Genomic DNA, 26147 nt, shown 5'->3' on the forward strand with positions numbered 1-26147 from the left:
GTCAAGCGGTTTGAACATATGTGCAAGGAGTCAGAATGACCCATCCGGACGACCTCTCCCTGTCCGACCGCACCAGCGATACGCTCACGGCCGCTCACCTTTATTACATGCAGGACCTGACCATGGACGCCATCGCGCGGGAGCTGCACACCTCTCGCTCCTCGGTGTCCCGCCTGCTCAGCCAGGCCAGGGCCAGCGGGCTGGTCGACATCCAGATCAGATCCCCCCTCGACGCGACGAGCCGGGTGGAGAAACTGATTCTGGACCGCTTCCAGGTCACCGCGCACGTCGTGCCGGTACCCGACCACGCGAGCGACGTCGACCGTTTGGAACGAGTGGCCCTGTCGGTTGCACGGATTCTCGGCGAGTTCGTCGACTCGAACATGATCATGGGCATCGCTTGGGGCTCCACGATGAATGCGGTCAGCCGCCACGTGACCCCCAAACGCACACACAATGCGCAGATCGTACAGCTGAACGGCGCCGGCAACACGCGCAGCACCGGACTCGACTACGCCAACGAGATCCTGCAGCGGTTCAGCACCGCGTTCGGCGCCCGCCTGGAACAGTTCCCGGTTCCCACCTTCTTCGACGACCCCGCCACGCGCACGGCGTATTGGCGGGAACGCGGCCTGCGCCGACTGCTGGAGATGCAGAGGAACATGGACGTCGCCCTTTTCAGCGTGGGTTCACCCTTCTCGAATGTGCCCAGCCACGTCTATGTCGGCGGCTACCTGGACGACGACGAGCTCGACGCGCTCAGCGACGCGGGGGTCGTCGGCGACGTCGCGACGGTCTTCTATCGCGCGGACGGCTCGACCGACGGAATCCCGCTCAACGAACGCGGAACCGGCCCGGAACTGTCGGTGTTGCGCCGCACCCCCCGGCGCATCTGCGTCGTCTCGGGCAGGTCCAAGGTGGACAGCCTCCGAGGGGCGCTGGCGGCCGGCCTGATCACCGACCTGTTCATCGACGAGAGCACCGCCCGGGCACTCTGCGAGGGACCATGAGGAAGGCCCGCCGGCGGCCAGTGGACGTTCGTGGCAACCGGCGGAGCGACGGGTCAGTGCGTCAGCGCGAACGACTCAGTGCTTCCGCACGTACGGGATGGGGGCAGGCAGTCCCCGCGCCGCACGCACGGAGCGGGAAAGCCGCTCGATCGACTTGAGGGCGTCGAGAACGTCGTCTGCCGTGACCACGAACGGCATGTTGTGGATCGTCTCACCCGGCAGGGTTGAGGCCGTGGCGATGGCCCTCAGCTCCTTCTCGTCGTCCAGGCCGAGACCGATCTCGGTCAGCGTTGTGGGCAATCCGACCAGAGTGGTGAATTCGATGAAGTCTTCCACCTCAGCCCGGGGCGCGCCCTCGAGCACCAGCTGGGTCAAAGAGCCGATGTTCACTTTCTGACCGTGGGTGAGCCCGTGGGTCTGCGGGGCCGCGGTCAGGCCGTTGTGGATGGCATGAGCCGCGGCCAGGCCGCCCGACTCGAAACCGAGTCCGGACAGGAGAGTATTCGCTTCCACCAGCTTCTCGAGGGCCGGAGTGACCAGGTTGTCACGCACGGCATCGAGAGCGGGAAGGGCGTTCTCCCAAATGACGTCCCACGACAGCTTGGCCAGCGCGGTGCCGGTCTGAGTGGGCAGCCCTCCGGCCATCGTGGTCGCGTTGGCGGCCGCCGTGGCCCGGGCTTCCAGCCAGGTCGCCAGAGCGTCACCGACGCCGGCGATCAGGAACTCGACCGGCGCATTGGCCACGATCTGGGTATCGATGAGCACGAGGTCGGGGTTGCGAGGGAAGAAACGATATTCGACGAACTCACCCTCCTCGGTGTAGATCACCGAGAGCGCGGAGGTGGGAGCATCGGTCGACGCCACGGTCGGCACGCTGACCCAGCGGATACCGGCCAGGAAGCCGGCGGCCTTGGCGGAGTCGATCGTGCTTCCGCCGCCCACGCCGACGATCACGTCGGACTTGGTTGCGCGGATCTTCTCGACCAGCGCGTCGACTGCGGACGCCGTCGCGAAGCGGCCGAATCCGACCCGTTCAACGCGGAGGTCGGCCGCGGCAAAGCTCGCCGACACCTGCTCCCCGGCGAAACCCCACACGACGTCGTCAGCGACGATCAGAGGGGCGGAGCCGATCTGGGAGACGAATTCGCCGAGGCGATCGATCGCTCCCTTGCCTTGGACGTAACGTCCGGGGCTCATGACTGTGCGGATTGGAGTGGTCACGATGGACCTTCTTCCTGGTCGAACTGCGTCTACATCTTCGTGGGACGGCGGCGGTGAACCGGTCTTCCGGGGCACAGATTTCACACTACGCCCGCCGCTTGGGCCGATGCCGGATGCCCCGTGGCCAGCGGCCGCGCGACCGCACGACGAACGCGATTCCGGCACATGCGCCCACGTCGCGGTCGTGGCAAGCGGATCGGGTTTTCCGCAGAAACAGGCGCAAACAGCCATTTTTCTGAATGCTATTCAGGAATTGCCCGTGCGTGTCGGCGGTTCCAAAGGGCGCCGCTGCACGTGTGTGCAAAGACGGCGCCCGCGGGCGGCCGGCGTGAAGCCGGCGCCCGCGAGCGCCTTTTCCTGATCCCTACGCCCGCGCGGGCTCCAGTAGCGCGGCGGCCGCGGACCGGGCCGCACCGGTGCTGCCGGCGTCGGCCGCGGCGACCGCGGCATCCCGGCACTGGTCCACCGTCACGGCGCCCAGGAGCTCTGCCACGCCGCCGAGGGCGCGCGGGGACATCGACAGGCTGGTCGCCCCGAGTCCCACCAGGATGGCGGCGAGCATCGGGTCTGCCGCGGCCTCGCCGCAGACCCCGACCGGCTTCTCGGCCGCCAGCCCCGCCTGGCAGGCCTCCCGGATCATCCGCAGCACCGCCGGCTGCCAGGGGTCGTTGAGCAGGGCGAGCTCCCCCATCAGTCGATCCGCCGCCATGGTGTACTGGGCGAGGTCGTTGGTGCCCAGACTCGCGAAGTCCACCCGTTCGAGGATGGGGCCCGCGGTGATGGCGGCGGCCGGCGTCTCGATCATCACGCCCACGTTGTGCAGTCCGTGCGCGGCGCAGCGGGCCGCGAAGTCCACGGCCTCGTCGACGGTCGCGATCATGGGCGCCATGACGCCGACGACGGCGTCCTCCGCAGCCGCCGCCGTGGCGATGGCCTGCAGCTGGGTGTCCAGCAGCTCCGGCCGCCGCCAGGCGGTGCGATACCCCCGGATGCCCAGGGCAGGGTTGACCTCGTCGGCCGCCGTCACGAAGGCCAGCGGCTTGTCGGCCCCGGCATCCAGTGTTCGGATGGTGACCTTCCTCCCAGGGAATGCGGCGAACACCTGGCGGTAGGCGGCCACCTGTTCGTCGAGGCCGGGAGCCTCGGCGTGGTCGAGGAAGCAGAACTCGGTGCGGAAGAGGCCGACCCCCTCGGCCTTCGCCTCGATCGCCTCGGCAACGCTGTCCGGCGAAGCCACGTTCGCGAGGAGCTGCACCCGGTGACCGTCCCTGGTCTGTCCCGTGCCGTCGAAGGTGGCAACCCGGCCGATCTGTTCTTCGGCTCGTACCATCTGATCGTCGGTGGGATCCACCACGATCTCACCGGTCGTGCCGTCGACGATGACCACGCTGCCCTCGGGCAGGTCCAGCGCGTCCCGGACGGCCACCACGGCGGGCAGGCCGAGCGCCCGCGCGAGAATGGCCGTGTGGGATGTCGGGCCACCCTCGACGGTGACGATCGCCCGGCACACCGCGGGGTCGATCAGGGCCGTGTCGGCAGGGGCCAGGTCCCGGGCCACGAGTACATACGGCTCGGAACGATCCGGCAAGCCCGGCGCCGGCCGGCCGAGCAGTTCGGACACGATTCGGTTGCGCACATCGTTCAGGTCCGGGATGCGCGCTGCGAGGAGGCCACCCTGCTGCGTGAAGACCGCCGCGACCTCGCCCACGGCCGCCCAGACGGCACGCTCCGGAACATCACCCTGCCCGGTCACCCGGGAGACTGCGGCATCGATCAGACCCGGATCCTCGGCCATCAGCGCCGTCGCGTCCAGAATCCCCCGCGCCGCGCCCGACACCCGGGCAGCCTTCTCCCTGAGGGTCAGGGCAACGGATGCCGAGGCGGCCACGATCCGATCCGCGGCCGCCTCTCTCTCGCTCACCGGGAGTTCGGCTACCGGTCCCGGTTCATCCAGCGGCTCCGGCATGCGCACAATCGGACCGACGGCCAGGCCAGGGCTCACGCCCAATGGCCCGCTCGACAGTGGCCCGCTCGACAGTGGCCCGCTCGACAATGCCCCGCTGGCTGGCCGAGCCTGCGGTTGGGCCGGAGACGGCTCGGGCGCGCGGGCGGGGACGGTCCCCAGCTCCCCGAAGCCCTTCCCCACGAGGTCGCTCACGGCCTCGAGCGCCTCCACGGCCTGCCTCCCGGCCGCGGCGACGGAGATCGTGTCGCCCTTCCGGGCTCCGACGGTCAGCAGGGCCGTCGGACTGTTGGCCGGCACCGGGGCCTGGCCGGTGCGGAGGTTGGCAACCGTGACCGTGGCCTCGAGGGTGCTGAGGGCGGTGATGAGCATCGAAACCGGTCTCGCATGCAGGCCGTCGGGGTTCAGCAACGTCACCTCGATCGTGTGTTCCGCCGCCGGGCCGGTATCGACCGTCAGCCCGGCCGGGTCCTCGTCGCCCAGGTGACTCTGCTTGGCGCCGAGAGCGCCCCGGGCCTCGCGTTCAACTTCGGCCAGGGTGGCGCCACCCGCGGCGCGCACGACCGCCGCCATCAGACCCTCAACGAAGGGAGCACTGCTGAGCCGGACGGGAATGTCCGGGTCTTCCAGGAACTCCAGCGCCATTTCGGCGCTCATCACGGCCGAGCCCAGATCCATCATCACGAGCACGCCCTCGGGAGAGGAAACCTCGGCGATGGCCTCGGCGACCTTGAATGCATCCGTTCCGGTCACGCCCTCGCCGGCACCGGCCGCGATCGCGATGGCCGGGCCGGCGACGCCGACCATCTCCAGGGCAAGCTCCACCGCTGCCCTCGCGAGCTTGGGGCTGTGGGACACCACTACGATCCCGATCACGGTCTACTCCCCGTCGAGGATCTCGGACAGGGCCTGGAAAAGCAGTGCCGTCGACGCGGCTCCCGGGTCGATGTGGCCGATACTGCGCTCCCCCAGGTAGCTTGCCCGGCCCTTGCGGGCGAGCAGGGGCTCGGTGGCATCCCGTCCCGACTGTGCGGCGGTGTGGGCGGCACGGGCCGCCGAGGAGATGTCGGAGGACACCACGAGGGCGGCATCGAACGCGTCGAGAGCTGGAGCGAGGACGTCGAACATTGTCTTGTCCCCGGCCTCGGCCTTGCCGCGGGCGACGACACCACCCAGACCGGCACGGAGCGCTGCCGCGAGACCGGGCGCGTCCAGGGTGGCGACCGGCCCTGCCTCGGTGCCGATTCGCAGGAAGAAGGTGCCGTACAGGGGGCCGCTGGCGCCGCCCACCGATGTCACCAGGGTCATGCCCACGCCCTTGAACAGCTCGTCGACGGCCGTGGCCGGTGAGGCCTGGAGCTTCTCGATGACCGCCCCCATGCCGCGGGTCATGTTCGAGCCGTGGTCGGCGTCGCCGATGGCCGAATCCAGCTCGGTGAGGTAGGAGACCTGGTCGGTCACCAGGTCGCGAAAACGGGTGAGCCAGCCGGTGAGCTGGTCGAGGGTGACGGTGTCATTCGTCATGGTGCTAAATCCCCCAGCGCAGTCCGGCGGTGTTCACCGGCGCGTCCCACAGGTGGAGCAGGTCCTCATCGGCCTTGAGGATCGTGACGGAGCAACCGGCCATGTCCAACGCCGTGATGTAGTTGCCCACGAGCGAGCGGGCGACGGTGACGCCCGCGGCTTCGAGGACCTTCCTGACCTCGGCATACATGACATAGAGCTCGATCAACGGAGTTCCACCCAGCCCGTTGACCATCACGATCGTCGGGGCACCGGTGAAGTCCAGGTCGGCGAGGATCGGCTCGACGAGCAGACGTGCGACCTCGGCGGCCCCGGCCAGCGGCACGCGGCGGCGTCCCGGCTCGCCGTGGATTCCCACGCCGATCTCCATCTCGCCTTCGGGAAGTTCGAAGGTCGGTTTGCCAGCCGCGGGAACCGTGCAGCTGCTGAGGGCCACGCCCATGGAACGGCCGGACTCGTTGACCTGGCGGGCGACGGCCGCGACGGCCGCGAGGTTGCGGCCTTCCTCGGCTGCAGCACCGGCGATCTTCTCAAGCAGCACAGTGGTGCCGACGCCCCGGCGTCCCGCGGTGAATGTCGAGTCCTCGACCGCGACATCGTCGTTGACGACCACCACGGCCACCTCGATCCCGGTCTCCGCCGCCGCCAGTTCCGCGCCCATTTCGAAATTCATCACGTCGCCGGTGTAGTTCTTGACGATGTGGAGCACACCCGCTCCGCCGTCCACGACCTTCGTCGCCTCGAGCATCTGGTCCGGTGTCGGCGAGGTGAAGACCGCTCCGGCGCAGGCCGCGTCGAGCATGCCCACGCCGACGAAACCGCCGTGCAGGGGCTCATGACCTGTTCCTCCACCCGAGAGCAGGGCGACTTTGCCTGCTCTCGTCGGGGCCGCGCGATAGATGATGCGGTTGACGTGGTCCACCCGGACTTCCGGGTGGGCGGCCGCCACGCCGACAAGGGAATCGGCCAGAACCGTCTCCGGGGAATTGATCAGTTTCTTCATGGTGAGACCTCCAGGATTATCTTCATGTTTGCTCTCCGTTGAACTTTTCGAGCTGGATCCGCGAGGCTGCTTCGTCCGCGACTCAAAGAAATACAGAACGCAATTCGACAATGTCGAATATCCTCCGGACGAATGCCCGATGTCAACACGGAGAATGAAAAGACGTCGGTGACGCGGCATACTGAAAGGACCAACCTGAGGGGCAGCTGTGATTCAAGCCATCGATCGCGCGGCGAAAGTGCTGTCTTCCCTCCAGGGCGCACGCCACCTCGGCATCACCGAACTCTCCGCCGAACTGGGGCTGCCCGTCTCCACCGTGCACGGCATCGTCAAATCGCTGCAGGGCCACGGTCTCGTGTCGCAGGAACCCGGCGGCAACCGCTACATGCTCGGCCCGGCTCTGCTCAAACTCTCGAACGTCTACCTCGACACCCTTGATGTGCGTGCGCGGGCCATGCGCTGGACCCTCGAACTCGCGCGCAGAACCGGTCTGTCCACGCGTCTGGGCGTGCAATTGTTCGATGAGGTGATCATCATTCACCACAACCAACGCCCTGACGGCAGCCAGCAGATGCCCGAGACGGGCCTGGCCATTCCCGCCCACGCCTCGGCGATGGGGAAGGTGCTCCTCGCGTACAGCCCGGACTACGCCGCCGGACTCCTCGGCCGGCCTCTGGGCAGTCTCACCGGCGCCACGATCACCGATCCGGCCCGGCTGGGCGCTCAGTTCGCCTCGATCGCGGGCAACGGCATCGCCACCGAGGAGGACGAGGCCGTGCTGGGAGAGTCGTCGGTCGCGGCGCCCATTGTCGACACCCGCGGAAATGTCATCGCCGCGGTCGCCGTCGTCGTTCCGTCGAGCGAGTGGCCTCCCGATACCAGCGTGCTGAACGGCTTGCGCGAGACGGCCCGGAACATCTCCCGGGAACTCGGTGCCAGCACCTGGCCGCCGCGGGCACCCCAACGGTCCGTCGCCGTGCCGCCGGAGTCGTGAGAGCCGTGCACGATCTGGCTAGCAGCGCCGGGAATTCTTCCGCGGCCGACGCGTTGAGATATAACTAGTAGTAGTTACAAGAAACGTGCTCCGGGGTCGGTGTAAGTCCGAACCGGCGGTGAAAGTCCGCGACCCGTGCCGCTCCCAGAGCGGAACGGTTGAGCTGGTGAAATTCCAGCACCGACGGTTAAAGTCCGGATGAGAGGCGCACGAGTCGATTGACCTTCCCGGTCGGTCGGCGGGTTTCGCGTATGCGCGACCCACCAGGTGTTTGCCGCACCGAAAACCCGGAGTCCGTTCACTGACGGACAGGACGGGAATGACCGACATCGCGGCGCTCGAGGCCACCATGCGGCGCGCGCTCGAGCTGGCCGCGAACGGCCCGGCCACCGGACCGAACCCCCGCGTCGGATGCGTGCTCGTGGGAGGCACGGGCGAGGTGCTCGCGGAAGGCTGGCACCGCGGCGCCGGAACCCCCCACGCCGAGGTCGACGCCCTGAGCCGTCTCGCATCCGGCGCCGCCCGCGGAGCCACCGCCGTCGTGACCCTCGAACCCTGTGACCACACCGGCCGCACCGGCCCCTGCTCGCTCGCCCTGATCGAGGCCGGCGTCGCCCGGGTCGTCTACGCCGTCGCTGACCCCGGTGTCGATTCATCGGGCGGGGCCGACCGGCTCCGCGGCGCCGGGATCGACGTCACCGGCGGGCTGCTCGCCGGCGCGGGAGAGGCGTTCCTCGCCGACTGGCTCGTCGCCGCCCGTCTCGGGCGCCCGTTCGTGACGCTCAAGTGGGCGTCGAGCCTCGACGGACGCGCGGCGGCCGACGACGGGACCAGCCGTTGGATAACCGGCCCCGAGGCCCGGCAGGACGTGCACCGGCGCCGCGCGGCAGCCGGCGCCATCATCGTGGGAACCGGCACCGTGCTCGCCGACGACCCTACGCTGACCGCCCGTGACGCCGACGGACGGCTGCTGCCCACGCAGCCGGTGCCGGTCGTGATCGGCACCCGCGACATCCCCGCCGACGCCGCCCTCCGTGCCCACCCGCATCCGCCGCTGTTCTTCGCCACCGACGATCTCCAGGCTGTGCTGCACGACCTGCACCGGCGCGGCATCCGTCACGCCTTCATCGAGGGCGGACCCACTCTGGCCAGCGCGTTCGTCGCGGCCGGCCTGGTCGACGAGTACCTCGTGTACCTCGCGCCCACGCTGCTCGGCGGCGCCCGGCTCGCCCTGGGTGACATCGGGGTGGCGGGAATCACCGACCAGCGCCGCCTGGCCATCGACCACTACGACCGACTCGGCGACGACCTCCTCGTCGTTGCCCGGCCGAGATAGGACACCCATGTTCACCGGAATCATCGAGGAACTCGGCCACGTCGAGAAGGTGGAGCTATCCACGGATGCGGCCCGCCTCACCATCCGCGGCCCGCGAGTCGTCGCCGACGCCGGCCACGGCGACTCGATCGCCGTCAACGGGGTCTGCCTCACCGTGGCAGAGCGGACCGGCGACACATTCACGGCCGATGTGATGGCCCAGACCCTCCTCATGTCCACGCTCGACGCCGCCCGCGCCGGCAGCCCGGTCAACCTCGAGCGCGCCGCCCTGGTGGGCGACCGCCTGGGCGGCCACATCGTGCAGGGCCACATCGACGGCACCAGCACCCTGCTTGTCGTCACCCCCGGCGAGGCTTGGCGGGTGCTGCGGTTCAGCCTCTCCCCCGAACTCGCCCCGCTCGTGGTGGGCAAGGGCTCCATCGCCGTGGACGGCGTCTCGCTGACCGTCAGCAACATCAGCCCGGCGAGCGATCCGGACCAATGGTTCGAAGTCTCGCTCATCCCCGAAACCCTCACCCATACGACGCTGGGACAGCGCACGATCGGCGATCACGTCAACATCGAAACCGACATCCTGGCCCGTCACGTTGAGCGCATGCTCGCTTTGGCGGACGTGGGATCGAAAAGGAGCCACTCATGAGCCTCGCCGACATTCCCACCGCACTGGATGCCCTCCGGCTGGGGAAACCGGTCATCGTCGCCGACGACGAGGGCCGCGAGAACGAGGGCGACGTGATCATCTCCGCGCAGATGGCCACGCAGGAGTGGATCGCCTGGACCGTGCGGTACTCCTCCGGCTTCATCTGCGCGCCGATGACCAACGACCTCGCCGACAAGCTCGACCTGCCGGTGATGGTGCAGAACAATGAGGACCCCCGCGGCACGAACTACACGGTCTCGGTCGACGCGGCCGACCGGCTCAGCACCGGGATCAGCGCGGCCGACCGCGCACACACCCTGCGCGTGCTGGCCGACCCGGCCTCCACGCCGTCCAGCCTGCACCGGCCCGGCCACATCATGCCGCTGCGCTCGATGGACGGCGGGGTCCGCGAGCGTGACGGCCACACCGAGGCTGCCGTCGACCTGATGAAACTGGCCGGCCTCGTGCCGGTAGCCGGGATCTGCGAGATCGTCGCCGAAGACGGCGAAATGATGCGCCTGCCCGGACTGCTCGCCCTCGGCGAGCGCGAGGGCGTGCTGGTGATCACGATCAAGGACCTGATCGCCTACCTGCAGGAGTTCCACACCGACACCGAGCTGCCCACGGTCAGCCCGATCCTCGAGTCGCCGCGGGTCGACTTCGAGGTGGAGACCACGGTTCCCACCCGGCACGGCCACTTCCAGGTGCGTGCCTACCGGGACCGGATGACCGGCGCCGACCACGTCGCCATCGTCTCCGGCACCCCCGTGGACGGCGCCATCGTGCGGGTGCACTCCGAGTGCCTCACCGGTGAGGCGTTCGGTTCGCTCAAATGCGAGTGCGGCCCCCAGCTCGACGCTGCCCTGGAGACCATCCAGGAGTTCGGCGGGGTCGTCGTCTACCTGCGCGGCCAAGAGGGCCGAGGCATCGGGCTGATCAACAAGCTGCGCGCCTACAAGCTGCAGGAGGAGGGCCTGGACACCTTCGACGCCAACGTGGCCCTCGGCCTTCCCGCCGACTCCCGCGACTACGGCGCCGCCACGGCCATCCTGCACGAATTGGGTCTCTCCTCCGTGCGGCTGCTGACCAACAACCCGGAGAAGATGCGCCAGCTCGAGGCGCACGGCGTGACCGTGATCGAGCGCGTGCCGCTCGTCGTCGGCGTCGGCGCGCACAATCAGGACTACCTGGCGGTCAAACGCGACCGGATGGGCCACCACATCGCCGAAGCAGACATGCTGAAAGGAATCGCACTATGAGCGGAGCAGGCTCCCCGGAGATCGAGATCGACGGAACCGGGCTGGACATCGTGATCGTCGCCGGACGGTGGCATGACGTGATCACCGACGGACTGATCGCCGGCGCGACCCGGGTGCTCGAGGCATCCGGTGCCCGGTACTCGCTCGTGCGGGTGCCCGGCAGCTTCGAGTTGCCGGTGGCGTGCAAGGTGGCCCTCGACAACGGCGCCGACGCGGTCGTCGCGCTCGGCGTGATCATTCGTGGCGGCACGCCGCACTTCGAGTACGTGTCGTCGGCGGCGACGGATGGCCTCACCCGGGTGGCGCTGGACACCGGCAAGCCGGTCGGTTTCGGCGTGCTCACCCTCGACGACGAGCAGCAGGGCCTGGACCGTGCCGGCCTGCCCGGTTCGAAGGAGGACAAGGGCGAGGAGGCGGCCGCGGCGGCGATCGCGACCGCTCAGCTGCTGCAGAAGCTGCGCGCGTGCACGTTCGAGTGATCCCATTCCGGCCGAGAGTGCCCGTTCCGCGGGTCACTCTCGACCGGAACGGGCACTGCGCGGCGGCATCCGTGTACCTGCGCAGGCAGATGTTGCCGCATCGGACAACAGTTGCCGGCGTGCCAGCAACAGTTGTCCGAACGGGCAACAGTTGCGTCGCGCACGGGAGCTAGTCGCGCACGGGAGCTAGTCGAGGAAGAGGGTGCGCAGGCGCCGGGTGGTGAAGATCAGGCCGAGCAGGATCATCACCAGATAGTAGAGCACGTGCCAGAGCATCCCGGCGTCGACTTGGCCGGTGGTCAGGCCGCGCACGAGCTCGACACCGTGCCAGAGCGGGAGCGCCTGGATCACGTACTGGATCGGCTGCGGGTAGACGCTGAGCGGGTAGAACGTGGCCGAGAACAGGAACATCGGTAGCAGCAGGAAGGTGATCCAGTCCATCTGCTGGAACGTCTTCATGAAGCTCGTGACGGCCATCCCCACGCTCGCGAAGCCGAACGCGATCAGGAGCACGGCCGGCAGGGCCAGCAGCGCCCACCAAGACAGGTTGAGCCCGAGCGCCTGCATCACGACCAGAAAACCGGTGGCGTAAAGCGCCCCACGGAGCAGTGCCAGCGAGATCTCGCCGAGCGCGACATCCAGCGGGCCGAGCGAGGTGGCCAGCATGCCCTCGTAGAGCTTGGCGAACTGCATCTTGAAGAACACGTTCCAGGTGGAGTCGTAGATGGCTCCGTTCATGGCGGCGACGGCGAGCAGCGCGGGTGCGATGAACGCCGCGTACGGCACCTCCTGGCCCGACTCGGTCGTGATCGTGCCGACCAGGGCGCCCAGGCCGAGGCCCATCGAGAGTAGGTAGAAGATCGGCTCGAAGAAGCCGCTGACCACGACCAGCCAGTTGGTGCTCCGGGTCGCCTGCCAGCCCCGGAGCATGACGCTGCGGGCGTTCCCGGCGTAGAACGCGCCGAGCGGGCCGGATGCCCGGGCACCCGTTCGCTGGTCGGTGCCGGTCATTTGTTCAGCCGCCTCGCCGTGATGCGGCGGGCCCAGGCCCAGCCGACAGCGAGCAGCACCGCCAGGTAGAGCACGTGCAGCACGCTCAGCCAGAGCGGTTCGCTCAGCCCGTAAGCGAAGACGCGGGCCAGCTCGGTGCCGTGCCAGAGCGGGGAGATCCAGCCGATCCACTGCAGCCAGACCGGCAGCACAGCAAGCGGGAAGAAGGTGCCGGAGAACAGGGTCATCGGCAGGATGACGAAGCGCATCACCATGGCCAGCTGGCCGGTGTCCTCGGTCAGGGTGGCCGTGTACGCCATCAGCAGCACGCCGAAACCGAGCCCGGTGAGCACGGCGACGAACACCGCGAGAAACCCGGTCGCCGAGGGGACCGCGCCGAACAGCAGCATGAAGGCGTAGAAGATGCCGCAGGTGACGAAGATGCGCACGAAGACCGCGATGACGATGCCGTTGATGATCTGGCCGGGCTGGATCGGGGCGGCGTTCATCGCGAAGAACACCGGGTTCCACTTGAAGCCGATCATGATCGGGTAGGTGAATTCGTCGCTGGCCACGGCGATCGCCGCGCTGCAGAGGAGGGCGGGAGCGACGAACGCCAGGTAGCTGACCCCGCCCACGGCATCCGTGCCCAGGTTGGCGTCGACGAGGGTGGCCAGGCCGACCCCCATCGCGTAGAGGTAGATGATCGGGTTGCCGATCGCGGTCACCGTGACCGTCTGGGCGTAGGCGCGCAGTGACAGGAAGCGGTGCTCGGCCACATACCAGGAGCCCCAGCGCCGGGTGCGCCGGGTGGAACGGATGGCCCGGTCGCCGACGGAGCCGGGCGGCGGGGCGGCGCCGGTGTGCTCGGCTGTCATTCGATCAGGGTCCGTCCGGTCAGCCGCAGGAACACGTCTTCCAGGCTGGAGCGGCGCACCAGGCTGGTGATCGGGGTGAGGCCGGCGTCCACGATGCGCACCAGCTCGGACTCGCCGTTCTCGCTGTAGATCAGGATGCGGTCGGGCAGCACCTCGATGCGGTCGCCCATGCCGGCGATCTGCGCCGCCACATCGGCGTTGAGGTCGGAGCCGAACCGCACCTCCAGCACCTCCCGGGAGGAGTAGGTGCGGATCAGCTGCGCCGGGGCACCCTCGGCCATGATCACACCGTTGTCGATCACAACCAGGCGGTCGCAGAGCTGCTCGGCCTCGTCCATGTAGTGGGTGGTGAGCAGCAGGGTCGTGCCTTGCTCCTTGAGCCGGAACAGGCGGTCCCAGAGGATGTGCCGGGCCTGCGGGTCGAGGCCCGTGGTCGGTTCGTCGAGCAGCAGGATGCTCGGGTCATTGATCAGGGCGCGCGCGATCGTGAGGCGTCGCTTCATGCCCCCGGATAGCGCGTCGACCTTCGACTTCGCCTTGTCCTCCAGCTGCGCGAACGCCAGCAGCTCGTCAGTACGCCGGGCCACCTGCGCCCGCGGCAGGCCGAAGTAGCGGCCGTAGACGAGCAGGTTCTCACGCACCCGCAGCTCGGTGTCGAGGTTGTCGGCCTGCGGCACCACGCCGAGGCGGGAGCGAATCTCCGGGCCGTACCGGTTCGGGTCGAGGCCCAGGACGCGCAGGTCGCCGCCGGTACGGGTGGAGACGGCCCCCACCAGGCGCATGGTGGTCGATTTGCCGGCCCCGTTCGGGCCGAGCAGTCCGAACGATTCGCCGGGTGCCACCTCGAAGGAGATGCCGTCGACGGCGGCGAAATCCTGGTACTTCTTGACGAGATTCTGGGCAACGATAACTGGCTCCGGCACAGTTCCTCACTGTAGACCGCCGGGCCGACACGCAGCGGGATGCGGTTAAGCTCATTCAGTGAGTACCCCCCGCAGCCCCCGTTCCACCGCCCGACCGACCGACCGACCGACCGCCGGCCCGACCGCTCATCCTGCCGCCCGTGGTCGCCTCGGCCGGATGGGGCGCCGCGGCGCCGATGCCGGCGGACCCCGCGCGACGTTCAGCCAGCTGGTCCCGTATCTGCTCGAGCACAAGAAGGTGCTCAGCTTCGTGGTCGTGCTCAGTATCCTCGGCGCCGCCGCCAGCCTCGCCCAGCCGCTCCTGGTCAGCCAGGTCATCACCATCGTGCAGGAGGGCGACGCGCTCGGCGGTCTGGTCTGGGCCCTGGTAGCGCTCGTCGTCATCTCCGCTCTGATCAGCGGTTACCAGCACTACTTGCTGCAGCGCACCGGCGAAGGGGTGGTGCTGTCCAGCCGCCGCAACCTGATCGGGCGGATGCTGCGCCTCCCGATCAGCGAATTCGATACCCGCCGCACGGGCGACCTGGTCTCCCGGGTGGGGTCGGACACCACGCTGCTGCGGGCCGTGCTCACTCAGGGTCTCGTCGAGGCGATCGGCGGGTCGCTGACGTTCGTCGGCGCGCTCATCGCCATGCTCGTGATCGATCCGGTGCTGCTCGGGCTGACCGTGCTGGTGATCGCCGTGTCGGTGGTCACCGTCACACTGCTGTCGCAGCGCATCCGGACCGCCAGCCTGGCCGCGCAGGCCAAGGTCGGCGACCTCGCCGCCAGCGTCGAACGCGCCATCAGCGCGGTGCGCACCGTGCGCGCCTCGAACGCCACCGACCGGGAGATCGCCGCGGTCGAGGAGGACGCCATGGGTGCCTGGCGGATGGGCATCCAGGTCGCGAAGATCTCGGCCCTCGTCGTGCCGATCGCCGGAATCGCCATGCAGGTGTCGTTCCTGGTCGTGCTCGGAGTGGGCGGATTCCGCGTGGCCAGCGACACCATCACGATCGCGGACCTGATCGCGTTCATCCTGTTCCTGTTCCTGATGATCGTGCCGCTCGGCCAGGCGTTCGGCGCGATCACCTCGGTGAACGCCGCGCTCGGTGCCCTCGGACGCATCCAGGAGATCATCGACCTGCCCGCCGAGGACCAGTTCGACCGCGACATCGCGCCGCTGGCCATCACGGTCGGCGCCGCGAACGAGTCGGTGCGGCCCGATGCCCCGGCGATTTCGTTCGAGAACGTTCAGTTCGGCTATTCGGTCGCCCCCTCGGCGACGGATGCCGCGAGCGCGGAGGCCGAGTCGGCCGCCGGCGATGATGCTGGTGCTGGTACTGGTGCTGGTGCTGGTGCTGGTGCTGGTGCTGGTGCTGGTGCTGGTGCTGGTGCTGGTGCTGGTGCTGGTGCTGGTGCTGGTGCTATCGGTTCTGCTGCCACCGTTCCGTCCGGTGCCGGTCGTTCCGCTCACACGGCTTCCGACGCCGAACTCGTCGCCGCGGAGAACGCGATGATCGAGACCGCCGTCGCGGCGCCGTTCGTGCTCGAGACCGCCATCGTGGTTCCGGCCGTGATGGAGGCCGCTCCGGCCGTGATGGAGGCTGCTCCGGCCGAACCCGATCTGGCCGAGGCCGATGTCGCGGCCGCGGACCGCGCCGACACGGCACGCGGCACCGCTCCCGATGCCACTGCCACTGCTGCTGCTGCCACCGACCGGATGGCCCCGCAGGCCGCCGAACGCGCCGCTGCCGCCACTGCCGACGCTTCCGACCGGGCCGTCGAGCAGGCGTCCGAGCAGGCCGCCGAACGCGCGACCGGGCGCAGCGACGCCGACGCCGCCGGTGAGCCGCGCCCGGTGCTCCGCGGGGTCACCTTCGACGCCCCGCGCGGCAAGCGCACCGCCCTGGTCGGCCCGTCCGGAGCCGGCAAGAGCACCATCCTGGCCCTGATCGAGCGGTTCTACGACCCGACCGACGGCGTTGTGCGCATGGGGGGACTGGATATCCGTACCCTCGATCGCACGGCCCTGCGCTCCCAGATCGGCTACGTCGAGCAGGACGCCCCCGTGCTGGCCGGTTCGCTGCGGGACAACCTGACCCTGTCCACGCCAGACGCCACCGACGAGGAATGCATCGCCGTGCTCCACGCCGTGAACCTCTCCGAGGTGCTCGAGCGCGACCCGGCCGGTCTCGGCGCGGCGGTCGGCGAGTCGGGTGTGATGCTCTCCGGCGGCGAACGCCAGCGGCTGGCGATCGCGCGAGCCCTGCTGGCCGCGCCGCCCATCCTGCTGCTGGACGAGTCCACCTCGAGCCTCGACGGCGTCAACGAGCAGAAGATGCGGGCCGCGATCGACGCGGTCGCCGTGGACCGCACCCTGATCGTGATCGCGCACCGGCTGTCAACCGTGGTCGACTCCGACCAGATCGTGGTGCTCGACCACGGGCAGGTCATCGGCACCGGAACCCACTCCGAACTGGTGGCCTCGACGCCGCTCTACCGCGAACTCGCCAAGCACCAGCTGCTCGTCTAGCCAGCTGCTCGTCTAGCCAGCTGCTCGTGAAGCCCGGGCTGCCGCCCCTGTGGCTAACTCAGGACATCCGTCGCCCCGGTTGCCCGGACGCCGCGGGCCAGTGCGGATCGAGTGCGGATGTCCAGACCGGCCGGACGGATCTCCTGAGTTAGCCACGCAACCCGCCGCCTGCGCGGCAGCGCTTCTCCGGTTCAGAATCAGAGGCGGACAGGGGCGGTCAGAGGCGGTCAGGGGCGGGTGAAGCGCAGGGTGACCAGTTGGAAGGGGCGCAGCTCGAGGGTCAGCGCGCGGCCCTCGGCGGCGAACGGCGCCCGCGAAGCGGCCAGGGGGCGTTCCAGCAAATCGGTTTCGGTGACATCCGTCGCCTCGAAGTGACGGATGACTCGCGCCCGCACCCGCGATCCGTGCGCCTCGTAGAGCCGCACGATCAAATCCCCGCTGCGGTCCTCGGCCAACTTGACCGCCTCGACCACGACCGCCGGGTGGTCGACCTCGATCAACGGCTCCACGCGGGGCGCACCGACGCCGGCCACCGTGCGCAGCGTCAGGTTCAGCCGGTAGCCCTCCGCGACCGCCTCCGGGATGCCGGCGCCCACCCGCAGCGACACCCGCAGCCCGTGCCGGCCCTGATCGGCCGTGGGGTCAGGGAACACCGCGGCGCGCAGCAGCGAGAGCCGCACGGTCGTGACGGAGCGGCCCGCCGCATCCGTCGCCCGGCCGATGTCATGGCCGTAGGTGGAGTCGTTGGCCACGGCCACCCCGTAGCCGGGCTCGCCCACGTGCACCCAGCGGTGCGCGACCGTTTCGAAGCGGGCGGCGTCCCAGGAGGTGTTGGTGTGGGTGGGCCGGAAGACGTGCCCGAACTGAATTTCGGATGCCGCCCGGTCGGCGTGCAGATCGAGCGGGAACGCCAGCTTGAGCAGCTTCTGCCGCTCGTGCCAGTCGATGTCGAGGTGCACGTCCACCGCCGACGACCCGGCCGCCAGGGTGATCTCCTCGACCACTCGGGAGGACCCGAAAGCACGCGTCACCCGCACCCCGACCTGTTCTGGGGTGTCCTGGCAGACCTCGACCGACTCGGCCGCCACCAGATCGACGGTGTTCCGCTTGTAGTGCTCGTCGATGTCCCAGGCGTCCCACTGGGTGGGGGTGTCCCGGTGCAACTGCAGCAGGTTGCCGCGGGCGCCGGCCGGGATCAGTTCGCGCCCGAAGACCAGGTCGCGCACCGAGGCGAAGAGCCCGTCGGCATCGATCGTGACGGCCACGAGGCCGTTGCCCAGCACAAGCCCGGCCGGTGTGCGGCGCACCGAGGCGCGCGGATGGCCCGACCCGGCGGCGGGACCGGCGTCACCGCCAGCCGAGACGCCAGGCGAGACGCCAGCCGAGACGCCAGCCGAGACCCCAACCGCAACCGGAACACCGACCGCGCCTCCACCCAACCCGGGTATGCCGGCAACGGCATACGGCCCTGCGTTGAGCGTGACCGCGTGCTCGCCCTCCCCGCAGAGCTGCCGCGCCGCCGCCTCGATCAGCCCCGTCAGGGTCTCGGCGACGGCGGCATAATTGCGCTCTGCCTCCTGATGCACCCATGCGATCGACGACCCCGGCAGAATGTCGTGGAACTGCTGCAGCAGCACCGTCTGCCAGGCCTGCTCCAGCGCCTCGTACGGGTAGTCCGCACCGTGTGAAACGGATGCCGCGCTCGCCCACAGCTCGGCCTCCCGCAGCAGGTGCTCGCTGCGCCGGTTGCCGCGCTTGGTGCGCGCCTGCGAGGTATACGTGCCGCGGTGGAACTCCAGGTAGAGCTCACCCGACCAGACCGGCGGCTCCGGGTACTCCGCCTCGGCGGCCTCGAAGAAGCGGCGTGGCGTGGACAGCTCCACCGTGGGCGAGCCCTCCAGCGACGCGGTGCGGAGGGCGGCCGCGATCATCTCACCGGTCGGGCCTCCCCCGCCGTCCCCCCAGCCGAACGGCACAAGCGAAGTGTTGGCCGCGCCCTTTTCGGCATACTGGCGCTCCGCCCGGGCCAGCTCCTCCCCCGACAGCTGTGCGTTGTAGGTGTCGACGGGAGGGAAGTGCGTGAAAATCTGCGTGCCGTCGATCCCCTCCCATCGGAAGGTGTGGTGCGGCATCAGGTTGGTCTCGTTCCACGAGGTCTTCTGGGTCAGGAACCAGCGCGACCCGGCTGCCTCCACGATCTGCGGCAGTGCTGCCGAGTAGCCGAACGAGTCCGGCAGCCATACCTCGAGCGGCTCCACCCCGAACTCTTCGAGGAAGAAACGCTTTCCGGCCACGAACTGCCGTGCCAGCGCCTCGCCGCCGGGCATATTGGTGTCGGACTCCACCCACATCCCGCCGACCGGCACAAAGCGGCCGGCCGCCACCTGCGCCTTCACCCGCGCGAACAGCTCCGGGTAGTGCTCCTTCAGCCAGGCGTACTGCTGGGCGGATGACGCGGCGAACGCGAAATCCGGATACTCGTCCATCAGGGCGAGCACGTTCGAGAACGTGCGGGCCACCTTGCGCACGGTCTCCCGTACCGGCCAGAGCCAGGCGCTGTCGATGTGAGCGTGCCCGACCGCATGCAGCCGGTGTGCGGTGGCATTGGCCGGGCGAGCGAGCACACCGGCCAGCGCCGCGCGGCCTCGCCCGGCGGTGCCGGCCACGTCATCGGGGTCCATCACGTCGAGGCAGCTCTCCAGCGCCCGCAGGATCTCCGCCCGGCGTGCCTGCCCGGCAGGCAGCTCGCGCATCAGCCCGGTCAAGGTCCAGACGTCCTGCACGAGTTCCCAGACGGTCTCGTCCCGCAGGGCGAGGTCCACCTGCCGCAGCCGGTAGATCGGCTCGGTGCCGGCCGTGGCCGGGTCGCCCTGACTGGTGGCCACGAACGTGAAACCGGTCGTCACGTCCGGATTGGCGGCCGCCTCGATATACAGCTCGACCTGCCCGCCGGGTGCGACCGGCAGCGGCACGCTGCGGTTGCGGGGCTCGACCGCCTTCAGCACCACGCCCTCCGGGGTCCAGACCAGTCCCTCGGCCTGGAAGCCGGGCGTCGCCCTGCTGAACCCCAGGTCGACGACCAGTTCGAGCCGGGTGCCGACCTCGGCGGCCCAGGCCGCGGGCACGGTCCCGGTCACGTGGAACCAGGTGGTTCCCCACGGATGACCCCAGGCGCGACCGATTCCGAACGGGGCATACGTCTGGCGCTTGGCCTCGCGAAACGGCACCGGGGCATCCGTCACCGACCAGGCCTCGACCCTCAACGGCGCGGATGTCCGGTGCACCGCCGGTCGCAGCCGTTCCCGAACGAACCGGTCGATGCGTTTCTCCACGAGCGCGCTGTTGTCATGCATGCCGGCATCCTACGACCCGATCCACCCTCACGGGAGCGTGCGGAATGACCGCCCCCCGGGAGTGCCGTGGGGGCATTCCGATCCACCCTCGCGGAACGGATCTTCGCGGGGCGGTGGCGCAGCGCGGCCGCGCTACGCGTTGCGCAGGTTGTAGCGTACGCTCGCGAGCTCGGAGAGCAGCGCCGGCGGCACCCGGTCGCCGAACTTGGCGAAGTACTCCTCGGTGAGGTCGCACTCGGCCAGCCAGGAGGCAGGGTCGATCGCGAAGAGCTGCTCGACATCGGTCGACGAGAGGTCAAGGCCCTTGAGGTCGAGCCCGCCCTCGACCGGGAGGTGCCCGATCGGGGTGTCCATGGCGCCCGCGGAGCCCTCGACGCGACGCACGATCCACTCGATCACGCGGGAGTTCTCGCCGAAACCGGGCCAGAGGAAGCTGCCGTCGGCGCCCTTGCGGAACCAGTTCACCTGGAAGATCTCCGGCGCCTTGCCGCCGAGGCCCCGGCCGACCTTGAGCCAGTGCGCCCAGTAGTCGGCCATGTTGTAGCCGCAGAACGGGAGCATCGCAAACGGGTCGCGGCGCAGTTCGCCGACGGTGCCCTCGGCGGCCGCGGTCTTCTCCGAGGAGATCGTCGCGCCCATGAACACGCCGTGCTTCCAGCTTCGGGCCTGCGCCACCAGCGGCACGTTCGTCGCGCGGCGTCCGCCGAAGAGGATGGCGTCGATCGGCACGCCACCGAAGGCCTCCCAGTCGTCGGCGATCGACGGGCACTGCGCGGCAGCGACCGTGAAGCGGGAGTTGGGGTGGGCGGCCGGGCGGCCGGAGGCGGGCGTCCAATCGTTGCCCTCCCAGTCGATCAGGTGGCTGGGGGTGGTCTCGGTCAGCCCCTCCCACCACACGTCGCCGTCGTCGCGCAGCGCGACGTTCGTGAAGATCGTATTGCCCCAGACGGTGGCCACGGCGGTCGGGTTGGTGACCTCGCCGGTTCCGGGGGCCACGCCGAAGAAGCCGGCCTCCGGGTTGATCGCGTAGAGGCGGCCGTCGGGGCCGGGGCGGAGCCAGGCGATGTCGTCGCCGATGGTCTCGACCTTCCACCCGGGGATGGTCGGGCGCAGCATCGACAGGTTCGTCTTGCCGCAGGCGGAAGGGAACGCGGCCGCCAGGTGCTTCACGCCGCCCTCCGGGGAGGTGACTTTGATCAGGAGCATGTGCTCGGCCAGCCAGCCCTCGTCACGGGCCATCACGGATGCGATCCGCAGCGCGAACGACTTCTTCGAGAGCAGCGCGTTGCCACCGTAGCCCGAGCCGAACGACCACACCTCCCGGGCCTCCGGGAACTGAACGACGTACTTGGTGTCGCTGCACGGCCAGGACACGTCCTTGCGGCGGCGTCCCTCGGCGTCGACCAGCGGGTAACCCACGCTGTGCACGGTGTGCACCCAGGGGGCTCCGGCCTCGATCATGTGCAGCACCTTCTGGCCCATGCGGGTCATGATGCCCATGTTCAGCACCACGTAGGGCGAGTCGGTGATCTCCACGCCGAGCTGGGAGATGGGGCCGCCGAGCGGGCCCATCGAGAACGGCACGATGTACATCGTGCGGCCGCGCATGCTGCCGGCGAAGACGCCCTGCAGCTCGCCCCGCATCGCAACCGGATCGGCCCAGTTGTTCGTGGGGCCGGCGTCTTCACGCTCGACCGAGCAGATGAAGGTGCGGTCCTCGACGCGCGCCACGTCCGACGGGCTCGTGCGGGCCAGGTAGCTGTTGGGGCGCCACTCCGGGTTCAGGTGGATGAGCTTGCCCTCGGCGACGAGCTGCTTCGCGAGCACGTCTGCCTCGCGCAACGACCCGTCGCACCAGACGACGGCGTCGGGCTGGGTCAGCCGCGTGATCTCGTCCACCCAGGCCTGAAGGTTGGGGTCGGTGGTGCCGGCAACATTGCGGGACTCGCCCCCGCCGGTCTCAACTCGGGAATTCGCGATGGTCATCTCCTGGCCTTTCGTGGTCAATCCGGCGTGAACCAGTGGTCTGCAGTCGTGGGGAGGCATAATTTCGGCCTCTAAATCCAGAATGATCCATCAATGGTGCCGGTGCGGAAGAAACGCGCGTTAAGAACAGCCGATCTTTCGCTATCGTTAAGGAATGTCGACACGCGCCGCTGATCTGATCACCCTGGGACTTCGCATCCGTCATTTCCGGGCCGAGCGCGGCTTCACCCTCGACCAGCTCGGCGAACGAGTCGGCATGGCCGGCAGCCAGCTCTCCCTGATCGAGAACGGGCGCCGTTCGCCCAAGCTCTCGACGCTGCAGGACATCGCCACCGCCGTCGACGTGGAGCTCACCGACCTGCTCAAGAACGAGGCACCCAACACGCGGGCCGCACTCGAGATCGAGCTGGAGCGCGCGCAGCGCAACCCGCTCTACGGCGCCCTCGGCCTGCCCCGGGTGAAGATGACCAAGGGAATGCCGATGGCGGCGCTCGAGTCCCTGCTCGGCCTGCACCGGGAGCTCGCCCGCCGCGCCAGCGAGGCCATCGCCACGCCGGAGGAGGCCCGCCGCGCGAACACGGAACTGCGTGAACGGATGCGCGAGCAGGACAATTTCATGCCCGACATCGAACAGCTCGCCGAGGACCGCGTGCGGGCATCCGGGCATGTGTCGGGCGCGCTCACCCACCGGGAGGTGAGCGTGATGGCCGAACAGCTCGGCTTCAACCTGATCTACGTCAACGACCTGCCCGGCTCGACCAGGTCGGTCACCGACCTGGTCAACCACCGGATCTACCTGCCACCGGCGTCCATCCCCGGCGGCCACGGCCTCCGCTCGATGGCGCTGCAGGCGATGGGGCACCGGTTGCTCGGCCATGAGCGGCCGAGCAGCTACGCCGAGTTCCTCTGGCAGCGGCTGCAGATCAACTACTTCGCGGCCGCCTGCCTGATGCCGCAGGCGGCATCCGTCGCGTTCCTCGCCCAAGCCAAGCGGGAACGCGAGCTCTCGGTCGAGGATTTCCGGGACGCCTTCGGGGTGACCCATGAGGCCGCGGCGCTGCGGCTGACGAACCTGGCCACCTCGCACCTGGACATGCCGCTGCACTTCCTGCGGGTCACCGGCGACGGCGCCCTGCAGAAGGGCTACGAGAACGACGACCTCCCGCTGCCCGCCGACGTGACGGGCTCGATCGAGGGCCAGTTCGTCTGCAAGCAGTGGAGCGCCCGCAGCGCCTTCACCCACACCAACCGCACCACCGAGTTCTACCAGTACACCGATACGCCGGCCGGCACCTTCTGGTGTGCCACCCAGACCGGGGCGACGGATGCCGGCGAGTTCTCGATCAGCGTCGGCGTGCCCTTCGTGCAAGCCAAGTGGTTCCGCGGCCGGGAGACCACCCAACGGGCGGTGTCCCGCTGCCCGGACGAGTCCTGCTGCCGCCGCCCGGCCTCGGAGGTCTCCTCCCGCTGGGCCGGCAGGGCCTGGCCGAGCGCCCGACTGCACGCGCACGTGCTGTCGCCGCTGCCCAGCGGCACCTTCCCCGGCGTCGACGACACCGAGGTCTACGAGTTCCTTGAGGCGCACGCGGCGGAGTAGTCGGTCGACAGGCACCGCGGTGCCGGCGCTACAGCGCTATCATCTGCTCGACATCGCACGCTGAGTCGAGGAGGACATGCATGGACATCTGGGACATCATCTGGCTTTTCTTCTGGAGTTACGTGTTCATCGCGTATCTCACCGTGCTGTTCTCGGTGCTGGCCGACATTTTCCGCGACCCGGGACTCTCGGGCTGGGCAAAGGCGCTCTGGGTGCTGTTCCTCGTCTTCGTGCCCATCATCACCGCGGTCGTCTACATCGGCACGCGCGGTTCCGATCGAGTCCAGTCGCTGCCGGCGACGGATGCCTCGGCGCCCCGGAATGCCGCCCGCTCGGCCGCGAGCATGGGGTCCGTCGACGAGATCGCGAAGGCCCAGAAGCTGCTCGACACCGGCTCGACCACCGCCGACGAATACGCCGCGCTCACGGTCAAGGCCCGCGGCTACTAGCGCCGCGGGATCGGTTGACAGTGCCGGGGAGCCTGAGTACTGTCCTTATCGTTCTGCCGGCCCGACCTCGACGTCACCTCGATCTCGGCGGGTCTCGGCGGGGTCTCGGCGTGATCTCGGCGGGGCGACGCTCCCGATCGGCGGGGCGACGCTCCCGATCTGCGATCTCCCCCGCACGCCTGTTCGCTGACTCATGTTCACTCGTCCACTCATGGAGGCATTCGACATGTCCAAAGAAAAAGAACCGGTCTTCCTGTTCCTCGGCACCTATGACGATCCCGACATCGCCCGCGCCGACCTGTCCATCGTGCGAGACCTGCACGAGGCCAAGATCATCGGCACCTACGACGCCGGAATCGCCACCAAGGATGCCTCCGGCGACATCAAGATCAACCGGGCCGGCAGCGGACACGGCGGCTGGACGGGCATTGCCGCCGGCGCGGTCGTGGGCCTGCTTTTCCCACCGTCCATCCTGGGCATGGCCGCCGTCGGCGGCGCGACGGGCGGTCTGATCGGCCACTTCACCCGCGGCCTGTCCCGCTCCGACGTGAAGGACCTGGGCGACCTCCTCGACGAGGGACAGGCAGCCCTCATCGTGCTCGGCAAGAACCGCCTCGTCGACGAACTGGACCGGGCCGGAATCCGGGCGGCGAAGCGCACCGAGCGCAAGCTGGAGGTCGATGCCTCCGACCTCGACACCCAGCTCGCTGCGGCCGCCGCGGAGCTCGACACGCACTGAGCCATGGCCGACGGCAGCCTCAGCAACGCCAGCCTCAGCAACGCCGACCCCGGCAACGCGGTCCTGAGCGCCACGATCGGACCCGCCCGGGCGCCCCTTTCGGAGCCACCCGGGCGGTGCTGCGCGCCGACACGGGACAACGGCAGCCCCGGCGATTCCGGGACGGCCGCGTCGGCGCATCCGCCGCCGGCATCCGTGCCCCCGCTCACATCCGGGGAAGCGCCGGCCTCCGGGAACCTGCCGGCCTTCGGGCACGTGCCCACATCCGGGAAAGCGCCGACATCCGGGCACGCGCCCGCCCGGCATCGGATCGGCCAAGTGTCCATTCCCCGGCAGACGTTTCTGATGGGCGACTCCCTCGGGGTGGGCAACCGCGGCGACGGGGAGACCCCGGCTCACCCGGTGTGGGTGGATGCCTTCCAGCTGGATGCGACGAGCGTCACCAACGCCGCGTTCGCCCGGTTCGTGGCTGACACCGGTTATCGCACCGAGGCGCAAACCTTCGGCTACTCCGCCGTGTTCCACCTGGCGCTGGAGGCCGACCTCGAGGACATCCTCGGCCAGCCGCCGCAGATCCCCTGGTGGCTGGGCGTGCTCGGCGCCGACTGGGCGCATCCCGGCGGCCCGCGATCGTCCCTGGCCGGGTTGGATGAGCATCCGGTGGTCCAGGTCAGCTGGAACGACACGCAGGCCTACTGCGCCTGGGCGGGCCGGCGGCTGCCCACCGAGGCGGAATGGGAATGCGCGTCGCGCGGCGGGCTCAGTGGACGCACCTTTCCCTGGGGCGACGAGTGGGGTGATCGGCACCGCTGCAACATCTGGCAGGGCGTGTTCCCCGCGGTGAACACCCGCGAGGACGGCTGGCTGACCACTGCCCCGGTGCGCACCTTCGAGCCGAACGCGTACGGCGTCTGGCAGAGCGTCGGCAATGTGTGGGAGTGGTGCTCCGACTGGTGGAGCGAGGCCTACTACGCGCACTCCCCCGCGCGGAACCCGGCGGGCCCGGGCACGGGCGACCAGCGCTCGATGCGTGGGGGCTCGTATCTGTGCCACGACTCGTATTGCAACCGCTACCGCAACTCGGCCCGCGCCGCGAACACGCCCGACTCCTCGGCGGCGAACATCGGCTTCCGCACGGTCGCCCTCTAGCAGGTCCGCCCCTCAAACACCTCTACCCCTCACGAATTCGACGGAGATTTTGCCAATATCGGCCTGGAACAGGCCGGAAAAGGCGTTTTTCGGGAGAATCTCCGTCGAATTCGTTCGATACCGGATGCGGGATGCCGGG

The 26147-nt window shown here is 69.2% G+C and carries 20 protein-coding genes and 1 riboswitch; of the genes, 11 read left to right on the forward strand and 9 right to left on the reverse strand.

Annotated elements, in window-relative coordinates:
* Positions 1-35: 35 nt before the first annotated feature.
* Positions 36-1010 (forward strand): sugar-binding transcriptional regulator, encoded by a 975-nt coding sequence (locus E3T28_RS07670; RefSeq protein WP_134429468.1) that lies wholly within the window; start codon positions 36-38, stop codon positions 1008-1010.
* Positions 1011-1085: 75 nt separating this feature from the next.
* Here the strand turns inward: E3T28_RS07670 and E3T28_RS07675 are convergent, their stop codons facing one another.
* The 4 genes from E3T28_RS07675 to dhaK all read right to left on the reverse strand — a co-directional run bounded on the left by E3T28_RS07675 (position 1086) and on the right by dhaK (position 6721).
* Complete coding sequence (locus E3T28_RS07675; RefSeq protein WP_134429567.1) at positions 1086-2207, reverse strand: glycerol dehydrogenase; 1122 nt, start codon at positions 2205-2207, stop codon at positions 1086-1088.
* 388 nt (positions 2208-2595) lie between these two features.
* On the reverse strand, positions 2596-5070 hold the full coding sequence (gene ptsP / locus E3T28_RS07680) for a phosphoenolpyruvate--protein phosphotransferase (protein ID WP_134429469.1): 2475 nt from the start codon (positions 5068-5070) through the stop codon (positions 2596-2598).
* Positions 5071-5073: 3 nt separating this feature from the next.
* Positions 5074-5718, reverse strand: coding sequence for a dihydroxyacetone kinase subunit DhaL (gene dhaL / locus E3T28_RS07685; protein ID WP_134429470.1), 645 nt, complete (start codon positions 5716-5718; stop codon positions 5074-5076).
* A gap of 4 nt (positions 5719-5722) precedes the next feature.
* Entirely contained in the window at positions 5723-6721 is a 999-nt protein-coding gene (gene dhaK / locus E3T28_RS07690; protein WP_134429472.1) for a dihydroxyacetone kinase subunit DhaK, read from the reverse strand.
* A gap of 208 nt (positions 6722-6929) precedes the next feature.
* Here dhaK and E3T28_RS07695 point away from each other — a divergent pair, with 208 nt between their 5' ends.
* The 5 genes from E3T28_RS07695 to ribH all read left to right on the forward strand — a co-directional run bounded on the left by E3T28_RS07695 (position 6930) and on the right by ribH (position 11429).
* Positions 6930-7715, forward strand: coding sequence for an IclR family transcriptional regulator (locus E3T28_RS07695; RefSeq protein WP_134429473.1), 786 nt, complete (start codon positions 6930-6932; stop codon positions 7713-7715).
* A gap of 82 nt (positions 7716-7797) precedes the next feature.
* Positions 7798-7929, forward strand: a riboswitch (FMN riboswitch).
* Between the two features lie 105 nt (positions 7930-8034).
* Entirely contained in the window at positions 8035-9051 is a 1017-nt protein-coding gene (ribD, locus tag E3T28_RS07700) for a bifunctional diaminohydroxyphosphoribosylaminopyrimidine deaminase/5-amino-6-(5-phosphoribosylamino)uracil reductase RibD (protein ID WP_134429474.1), read from the forward strand.
* Positions 9052-9058: 7 nt separating this feature from the next.
* Positions 9059-9691 carry a riboflavin synthase gene (locus E3T28_RS07705; RefSeq protein ID WP_134429475.1) on the forward strand — a complete coding sequence of 211 codons (633 nt, stop codon included), beginning with the start codon at positions 9059-9061 and terminating at the stop codon, positions 9689-9691.
* Positions 9688-10950, forward strand: a complete 1263-nt coding sequence (gene ribA, locus E3T28_RS07710; RefSeq protein ID WP_134429476.1) for a GTP cyclohydrolase II — start codon at positions 9688-9690, stop codon at positions 10948-10950. Before E3T28_RS07705 ends, ribA begins: the two co-directional genes overlap by 4 nt.
* Positions 10947-11429 carry a 6,7-dimethyl-8-ribityllumazine synthase gene (gene ribH, locus E3T28_RS07715; RefSeq protein WP_134429477.1) on the forward strand — a complete coding sequence of 161 codons (483 nt, stop codon included), beginning with the start codon at positions 10947-10949 and terminating at the stop codon, positions 11427-11429. The genes ribA and ribH overlap by 4 nt, the downstream gene beginning before the upstream one ends.
* A gap of 186 nt (positions 11430-11615) precedes the next feature.
* On the opposite strand, the gene E3T28_RS07720 is transcribed toward ribH, so the two are convergent.
* The 3 genes from E3T28_RS07720 to E3T28_RS07730 are packed head-to-tail and all read right to left on the reverse strand — an operon-like array spanning position 11616 to position 14220.
* A complete protein-coding gene (locus E3T28_RS07720; protein WP_134429478.1) occupies positions 11616-12440 on the reverse strand; it encodes an ABC transporter permease in 825 nt (274 codons plus the stop codon).
* Positions 12437-13297: an ABC transporter permease gene (locus E3T28_RS07725; protein ID WP_134429480.1), complete on the reverse strand. Its 861-nt coding sequence runs from the start codon at positions 13295-13297 to the stop codon at positions 12437-12439. The genes E3T28_RS07720 and E3T28_RS07725 overlap by 4 nt, the downstream gene beginning before the upstream one ends.
* A complete protein-coding gene (locus E3T28_RS07730; protein ID WP_134429481.1) occupies positions 13294-14220 on the reverse strand; it encodes an ABC transporter ATP-binding protein in 927 nt (308 codons plus the stop codon). Before E3T28_RS07730 ends, E3T28_RS07725 begins: the two co-directional genes overlap by 4 nt.
* 157 nt (positions 14221-14377) lie before the next feature.
* Here E3T28_RS07730 and E3T28_RS17320 point away from each other — a divergent pair, with 157 nt between their 5' ends.
* Positions 14378-16735: an ABC transporter transmembrane domain-containing protein gene (locus E3T28_RS17320; protein WP_241979233.1), complete on the forward strand. Its 2358-nt coding sequence runs from the start codon at positions 14378-14380 to the stop codon at positions 16733-16735.
* Positions 16736-16962: 227 nt separating this feature from the next.
* Here E3T28_RS17320 and E3T28_RS07750 read toward each other — a convergent pair whose 3' ends face one another.
* Both E3T28_RS07750 and E3T28_RS07755 read right to left on the reverse strand, forming a co-directional pair.
* A complete protein-coding gene (locus E3T28_RS07750; protein ID WP_134429482.1) occupies positions 16963-20088 on the reverse strand; it encodes an alpha-mannosidase in 3126 nt (1041 codons plus the stop codon).
* 132 nt (positions 20089-20220) lie between these two features.
* A complete protein-coding gene (locus E3T28_RS07755; protein ID WP_134429483.1) occupies positions 20221-22074 on the reverse strand; it encodes a phosphoenolpyruvate carboxykinase (GTP) in 1854 nt (617 codons plus the stop codon).
* A gap of 154 nt (positions 22075-22228) precedes the next feature.
* Between E3T28_RS07755 and E3T28_RS07760 the strand changes: the two genes are divergently transcribed.
* The 4 genes from E3T28_RS07760 (at position 22229) to E3T28_RS07775 (ending at position 26008) form a co-directional block, all read left to right on the forward strand.
* Complete coding sequence (locus E3T28_RS07760; protein ID WP_134429484.1) at positions 22229-23671, forward strand: helix-turn-helix domain-containing protein; 1443 nt, start codon at positions 22229-22231, stop codon at positions 23669-23671.
* Positions 23672-23751: 80 nt separating this feature from the next.
* Entirely contained in the window at positions 23752-24120 is a 369-nt protein-coding gene (locus tag E3T28_RS07765; protein ID WP_134429485.1) for a hypothetical protein, read from the forward strand.
* A gap of 226 nt (positions 24121-24346) precedes the next feature.
* Positions 24347-24859: a DUF1269 domain-containing protein gene (locus E3T28_RS07770; RefSeq protein WP_134429486.1), complete on the forward strand. Its 513-nt coding sequence runs from the start codon at positions 24347-24349 to the stop codon at positions 24857-24859.
* Between the two features lie 3 nt (positions 24860-24862).
* On the forward strand, positions 24863-26008 hold the full coding sequence (locus E3T28_RS07775; RefSeq protein WP_174844002.1) for an SUMF1/EgtB/PvdO family nonheme iron enzyme: 1146 nt from the start codon (positions 24863-24865) through the stop codon (positions 26006-26008).
* Positions 26009-26147 lie beyond the last annotated feature (139 nt).

It is taken from the genome of Cryobacterium sinapicolor (assembly GCF_004403465.1).
Lineage (GTDB): Bacteria > Actinomycetota > Actinomycetes > Actinomycetales > Microbacteriaceae > Cryobacterium > Cryobacterium sinapicolor.